This is a genomic window from Geomicrobium sp. JCM 19037, from assembly GCF_000698105.1.
GTDB lineage: Bacteria > Bacillota > Bacilli > Bacillales > Marinococcaceae > Geomicrobium_A.
Genome location: NZ_BAWZ01000062.1, coordinates 1 through 7,001, shown reverse-complemented (window position 1 = coordinate 7,001; position 7,001 = coordinate 1). Strand labels below are relative to the sequence as shown.

General features: G+C 46.5%; 7 protein-coding genes and 1 pseudogene. 3 read left to right on the top strand and 5 right to left on the bottom strand.

All coding sequences use genetic code 11. From position 1 onward, the window contains the following. Nucleotides 1-198: 198 nt before the first annotated feature. Nucleotides 199-393, bottom strand: a complete 195-nt coding sequence (locus JCM19037_RS21335; protein ID WP_042404476.1) for a hypothetical protein — start codon at nucleotides 391-393, stop codon at nucleotides 199-201. Nucleotides 394-1,062: 669 nt separating this feature from the next. Between JCM19037_RS21335 and JCM19037_RS21330 the strand changes: the two genes are divergently transcribed. The 3 genes and pseudogenes from JCM19037_RS21330 (at nucleotide 1,063) to JCM19037_RS21320 (ending at nucleotide 4,501) form a co-directional block, all read left to right on the top strand. Next, a complete protein-coding gene (locus JCM19037_RS21330) occupies nucleotides 1,063-2,385 on the top strand; it encodes an amidohydrolase (protein ID WP_238544859.1) in 1,323 nt (440 codons plus the stop codon). Nucleotides 2,386-2,501: 116 nt separating this feature from the next. Beyond that, nucleotides 2,502-4,005 (top strand): annotated as a pseudogene (locus JCM19037_RS21325) (AbgT family transporter). 289 nt (nucleotides 4,006-4,294) lie between these two features. Then, entirely contained in the window at nucleotides 4,295-4,501 is a 207-nt protein-coding gene (locus JCM19037_RS21320; protein WP_042404473.1) for a hypothetical protein, read from the top strand. 15 nt (nucleotides 4,502-4,516) lie between these two features. Here JCM19037_RS21320 and JCM19037_RS21315 read toward each other — a convergent pair whose 3' ends face one another. The 4 genes from JCM19037_RS21315 to JCM19037_RS21300 form a co-directional block, all read right to left on the bottom strand. Then, entirely contained in the window at nucleotides 4,517-4,786 is a 270-nt protein-coding gene (locus JCM19037_RS21315) for a hypothetical protein (protein WP_042404471.1), read from the bottom strand. Between the two features lie 77 nt (nucleotides 4,787-4,863). Beyond that, nucleotides 4,864-5,553 carry a M56 family metallopeptidase gene (locus JCM19037_RS21310; RefSeq protein WP_042404468.1) on the bottom strand — a complete coding sequence of 230 codons (690 nt, stop codon included), beginning with the start codon at nucleotides 5,551-5,553 and terminating at the stop codon, nucleotides 4,864-4,866. After that, the gene (locus tag JCM19037_RS21305; protein WP_042404467.1) at nucleotides 5,516-5,920 is read right to left on the bottom strand and encodes a hypothetical protein; all 405 of its coding nucleotides are present in this window, start codon (nucleotides 5,918-5,920) and stop codon (nucleotides 5,516-5,518) included. The genes JCM19037_RS21310 and JCM19037_RS21305 overlap by 38 nt, the downstream gene beginning before the upstream one ends. 9 nt (nucleotides 5,921-5,929) lie before the next feature. Then, entirely contained in the window at nucleotides 5,930-6,289 is a 360-nt protein-coding gene (locus JCM19037_RS21300; protein ID WP_042404465.1) for a BlaI/MecI/CopY family transcriptional regulator, read from the bottom strand. Nucleotides 6,290-7,001 lie beyond the last annotated feature (712 nt).

Genomic DNA, 7,001 nt, shown 5'->3' with positions numbered 1-7,001 from the left:
GGCTGTACTTTAGACACCGATGTTGCACTTGTAGTCTGGACTGCATAGAAAACACGGGGGCTGTACTTTAGACACCGATGTTGCACTTGTAGTCTGGACTGCAACCTTCAACCCGTGATGGAAAGCAAGAACCAACAGTGCAAATTAGGGAGATCTAAAGATGAATCTATATCACACCCCCTCCCTTTCCAAACAAACTTAAACAGCACCAATGCCGACAACAGAATCTATATAGGTTGGACTAAAGAAATTCACTAGTCCTTGATGTTGTAACTGCACCAAACCTCCGTTCCATTCCATCGGCTTATGAAATTCTGCGAGCTTTTCTGTCACCAATGCTAACGAGAGGTCGGCATGAGTCATGCCGACGACCGTTCGGTTTATCTTCGGCACCGGAGGTGCCGATGGTTGCTAGCTCTTGAGATTTATATGTATAAATAGGTTGAGGTTCTGTATGAAAAGGAACGTTCATAGATCGCCCAGTATAAGGTAAATTGCTGTGTTCTAAAGCGATCTAGATAAGTTGAACGAAAGAATTTCTTCACGAACCAATGGTAAGAGCTTGGGAATGTGGAAACTGTGCTCGAGTTGCGGCAGAACTATTCTCAAATTGGGGGAAATCACAGGAAAAGCGGTCTATTCTCATAAGCTAGGGAACAGAATGAGCAAACTCGGGAACAGATTACCCCGGGTCACCTGTACAATCCCCGCCCCGAAGTACCCACAACACGTCGGCGCGAGCCGCGCCGAACCTAGTTCGATTTGGTTTCGGCCCCGGCGGGGCCTACGTATCGTTGGCACTTCAGCCTGGAATCTGCCTCCAGTTGGAACAAACTGCGCAACGAGGAAAATGTTAAGTTCCTTCTATATCGATTGTTTCAGGCGCGTTCTAGATCACCAATCACCTAGAAATTCCCAAAAAATGAGCAATCCTCGTCACCACCGGAGCTGAAAATCGTGTAAAACGATCTAGCAATCATCGCATAATAGAAAAACTTCTTCCCACCCAATGGTCGTTATGGTAGCATGGCTTTTAACGTAAACGAAGGAGGGGGATTGCCCATGTCCCGTCAGTCATTTCTAACTGAGCAGATCCAACAGAATCGCGACGCCTATGAGCAATTGGCCAAGCATATTTGGAATACACCTGAACTACGATTTGAGGAAGAGCAATCTGCAAAGCTGCTCGCAGATTACATACAAGCAGAGGGATTTACAGTAGAGCGGGGCATCGCCGGCATCTCCACCGCCTTTCGGGCACGGTTCGGCAGTGGCTCACCGGTCATTGGCTTTCTCGGTGAGTTCGACGCTTTATCAGATTTAAGCCAGGTTGAAAACCAACCGTCGCCTGAACCGAAAGAAGCAGGCGGCAACGGGCACGGTTGCGGTCACCATATGCTCGGGACCGGTGCGATGGCAGCAGCAATCGCAGCAAGAGATTATTTGGTAGAAAACGGCCTGCCTGGAACGATTGAATTTTATGGCTGCCCAGGCGAAGAAGGGGGTTCCGGCAAGACGTTCATGGCAAGAGAAGGTGCTTTTGACGGCATTGATACCGCCATCACGTGGCATCCCGGATACTACAATACGGTGTGGGCGTATGAGACACTCGCAAATTACCAAGTATCTTTTCGCTTTCAAGGAAAAGCGTCCCACGCAGCAGCCAGCCCACACCTTGGCAGAAGTGCCTTGGATGCGGTAGAACTGATGAATATCGGAGCGAATTATTTGCGGGAACATATCGAAGAAACGTCCCGGCTGCATTATGCGATCACAAACACCGGGGGCGTTTCTCCAAACGTCGTGCAGGCCGAGGCAGAAGTTCTCTACTTGATGCGGGGAACGACGGTCAATAAGGCAAAAGAAGTGTACGAACGTGTGCAGAAGATTGCCGAAGGTGCTGCACTCATGACCGAAACTAAGCTCGAGATGACGTTTGAGAAAGCATGCTCCAACTTCGTGCGCAACCGCACACTTGAAGACGTCATGAACAAAGAGATGCAAGCGTTTGGGGAACCGGACTACACAGATGAAGAAAAGCAGCTCGCCAAACAGTTTTACGATACGCTAAGCGAGAGTGAGATTCAGAACGCCATTGACGAAGTACGTAAAATCTCTACAAACGACGTCGCTCACGACCTTGTCGCTACGACAATTCCATCCACGCCGGACATGAAGCGTCTGTCTGGGTCAACCGATGTCGGTGATGTGAGCACGATCGCTCCAACCGTGCAATGTTACACCACATGCTATGCGTTCGGGACACCCTTCCACACGTGGCAAATGGTTGCACAAGGAAAAACATCCTATGCAATGACCGGCATGTTGTACGCCGCGGAATTAATGAGCGGTACAGCGGCAGAGCTGCTAGAAAACCCTGCCTGATTGACCAGGCAAAAGAAGAATTACATCAAAGGTAGATGGAACGCATTATGAATGCCCCATTCCACCAGGAATCGAACCATCTAAACTACAGAACTAACGCACCGAGGTGATTCATAATGCAGCAAGAACCGTCATCTTTGATGAATCGTTTTCTAAATCGTGTTGAATGGTTAGGAAACAAACTGCCCCATCCATTCATCTTATTTGTTTATTTTGCCATCGCCATTATTATTATTTCTTGGATTGTGAGCCAGTTTAACGTCGCTGTCGAACATCCGACGACAGGCGAAGTCATCGAAGCAAGAAGCTTATTTTCAGGTGAAGGCTTACTCTTCATGCTCGAATCAATGATTACAAACTTTACCGGCTTCGCCCACTCGGCTCATCTTGACGATGATGCTCGGCATTGGGCTCGCCCAGCAAGTCGGCCTCTTTGACACGTTCATGAAAGCCACCATCATGCGGGCGCCGACAGCACTCGTTACGTATGCGATCATCTTTGCAGCCGTGCTCGGCAACATCGCCTCTGACGCCGCGATGATCATCATTCCACCCCTTGCTGCTATGGTGTTTTATTCCCTCGGCAGGCATCCAATTGCTGGAATGTGCGCCGGGTTCGCTGGCGTCGCTGCCGGGTTTACCGCCAACATCATTATCGCTGGGACTGACGCTCTGCTTGCCGGCATCACCGAAGAAGCCGCCCAGTCAATCATCCCGGAGGCTAGCGTCACACCGCTCGACAACTGGTTCTTTATGAGCGTATCTACGTTCATGGTCATCCTCGTTGTCGGTCTCGTCACCACACGGATCATTGAACCGCGCTTAGGCAAATTCGACGATACGTATGCCGAACCTGCTGTACTTGGTGAGACCGCTACCAATCCGAGCAAACAAGAAATCAAAGGCCTCATTTATGCTGTTATTGGAACCGTCATCTATTTAGCGCTCATCGGAATCGCCTTATTGCCCGAGAACTCCGTGCTGCGGGGTGAAGACGGTGATTCACCGCTTCTCTCAAACATCGTGCCAATCATTCTCGTCTGGTTTATCATCGTGTCCGTCGCGTATGGCGTAACCGTCGGTACAATAAAGAAAACAGCTGACATTCCTAACCATATGACAGAAGCAATGAAAAGCATGGTTCCTTACATCGTACTCGTCTTTGCCATTGCCCAGTTTATTGCATACTTCAACTGGACAAACCTAAGCACGATACTCGCCGTAAATACATCGGAGTTTTTAGAAGGTATCGGCTTTACCGGGCTAGGACTCATGGTTGCCTTTATCCTGCTTGCCGCCCTCTTAAATCAAATGATTACGAGCGGCTCCGCACAATGGGCGTTAATGGCTCCCGTATTCGTACCGATGCTCATGCTTCTTGGGTATGATCCTGCATACGCCCAGCTCGCATATCGAATTGGCGACTCCGCCTCCTCGGTACTTACACCACTCAATCCGTACCTGATCATGGTACTCGGATTCATGAAACGTTACGACAGTCGCATGGGACTTGGTTCCATCATTTCTCTCATGATTCCATACGCCTTTATTCTACTCGGCGCCTGGATCTTACTGTTTATCATCTGGACACTGCTCGGCTTACCGATCGGCCAGGCGTAGGGATTTATTTGGATTAATGACTCCCCATCATTAGATGCTGAGTTATTGCAAAACGTAAACCAGCGTTTCGTATGTTTTAAAGAGAAAATCCCATTTAGACGATGTCTATGATGGGATTTTCTTGAATGAGGAACCTTTTTTTGCTGAAATCCCCACATAGATCGGACCCGCTGGTTCGCGTTAACGACTAATTTCGTTGAAGTGAATGTAACCATTTGACTTACAAAACTACATAATGTAGTTTTGTAAGTGTAGCTACACACCTCAAATCAAAAAGGAGGCTTCACCGATGAACAAAAAGCGTATCTTATCATTGGCATTTGCAACAACGCTCGTCGTCGGGGTAACCGGTACTGCGTTTGGGCTTAGCCAAGATCACAACCAAGGTTCTGCAGTTCCACTAGATGCTCCTGAACCACCGATTCCAAACGACGAAGGCATTCACTTGTATGGTACTGAAGGCGACCTTAAAGACGATCACATTTATAGCGACTAACACACAGGAACGCGGCTAAAAGCCGCGTTCCGTTGTTCGATTACTCGTTATCTTCTCCGCCGCGAAACTGTTTACTGAACGCCTCTTCTGAAATAGTCGTACAATAATAACTCGTTCCCCAATGATTTGCGCACGCACCGAGCCTTTCGCCATTAAACGTAGAAGGCTGTTCACGACTTGTTCATGCGACCAGCCGACTAACCTCTTTCTAATCCCAACACTCGGTAAGCACATAGACGCTTTCCAAAGAACAGCCAAAACCACATAGTCACGCTCCATCACCATATGTATTTCACCTCAATAAACTATGTTTTGTAGTTTAAAATTACACATATAACCGACGCCAAACTAGCGCGCCGGCGTTAGTCGTTTTCAAAATTTTCATCTTTAAGATCACTCTCAACCAATGGGTCATCCGACATCTGCGTTTCTCCATCCATCCTATCCTCTACAAGTTGAGCGTCATCTGCAACCACATGAGGGTCACTTGTGTGCGCAACCGCTGCCAGACCAACCGTCGTCCCGGCAACGGCTAAGATTAAAGTGAACATCGAACCTGAAATGAGAGCGGTTCGCTGTCGCTTCCCTCTTGTTGCTAAAACCGTCTTCATTCTTCTTTCCAAGCTTTTTCGATCCTGGCTCATCGCCGCATAATGACCGTGCTTTTGATCAACGACGTTCCAGAGTACATTTAGGAGGAGCTCACAATATCTTGTACGTTCGTCCCGATTCATTTGTTTTGTAATGCTCTCGTCACACGCATACTCACCAAAACGATCAATCTCCCGTCTCGCCAGATGCACGATCGGATTAAACCAATGAACCGATTGAATGATGGACAAGAAAGGCTTTGTCCATAAATCGCCGCGCTTATAATGCGTGAGTTCATGCAGAAAGATATGCTTTAATTCTTCATCACTAAAATCAAGTGACGGAAGGACAATTTTCGATTTAAATATTCCGTAAATAAACGGGGTCGTCATGTAAGGGGATAAATAAATGGTAACTTTCCGTTTAATTTTGAGCGTTTTTTTTGGCGCACGCAAGCGCAATCAGATGGGCCTCATCAAAGGATTCCTCGCATGTCGTTCGCAACAGCCTTGTCATTTTCACTATCCTGAAAAGGTAGACCGAGAAGAAGAGGACGGACCCCACGAGTAACACGATCGGTACGTAATTGACGAGCGTTGCTCCAACTTCGTTGCCAGTCGGAATTGAGACGGCAGGATTAGCCGGCGTGCTCATTTGAAACCAAGCATAAGCCGGTACAACGAATAAAAGAAAAAGGAATAAAGACGAATAATAATGCCAAGACGCCGACAACCATTTTTGTGTCACTCGTTTCGTAAGCATCAAAATCGCCAACATGCTACTGGCGACAAGCGACATAATGATAATATGCACATAAAACTCCGTCATCGGTAGCACCTACTCCCGTAATTTCTTCATGAGATCTTCAATATCTTCTTTCGTTAAGTCGCCACTATCAGTTAGAGTCTGCAGAAATCCTGACACCGAGCCTTTATGAACGTCACTAATGAATTGCTTCGTCTCCAACGCGCGGTACTCTTCCTCTGTTAGACACGCATCATAGTGATTCGCACGACCCATTCGGTTCGCTTTCACAAGATCCTTCTCAACAAGACGGGCAAGAAAAGTAATCACTGTGTTTTGCTTCCAGTCTTTTCCGTCAGGCAGACGCTGCAAAATCTCTGCCGTCGTGAGCGCCCCCTCATTCCGCCAAATAATCTCCATAATCTGTTTTTCAGATTGCGACATTTTCTGCATGAACCTTCACTCTCTTTTCGAACGATGTATTTGTCGTTCACACTACAATACATCGTTTAATCAGTCAAGGGAAAACGAGTCGCCAACAAGGTCACTCTCCTTTCCAAACAAATGTCCAACATCTTCATTCCGACCAACTGCTGGAATATCACTAATTTCTTAGTTACTTCACTGTTCACTTCCCTTATTCCACGGCATCACCATGACTAAAACCGAATGCAGCCCCACCAATTCCAAGTAGTAGTATGGTAAAGATACTACTACCTATCAGCGGCTTTCTTTTCATTATAAAATCCCTCTTTCAACGCCTCTAAAAACTACATTTCATAGTTTTATTGATCAAAAAAGCTGATTGATTAGCTTGCGGTTAACACAAACAATTATCGAAAAAGCAGGAAATATTTATTCACGCCATACTCTACATTTTAGTTTGCCATAAACATTTAGCTAAAATATATTCCTTACCGCATGAAATAAAACGAAAAACACGACTAAAAATAACATCGGCTGAATAATTAATTTTGCACTAACTTTGTTTTCTCCTCTTTGATCCCTCCAGACCTCTACTAGACCTAAATAACAGAAAAGGCCAAATACAATCATTACTACATATGCAAGATACGTCTCTCTGCAATCCAATATAAAATCTCTGTCGCACTACGCCTACAATAAGAAACAGTGAGACTAGTCCGATTGCAATTCTTTTTGAGAC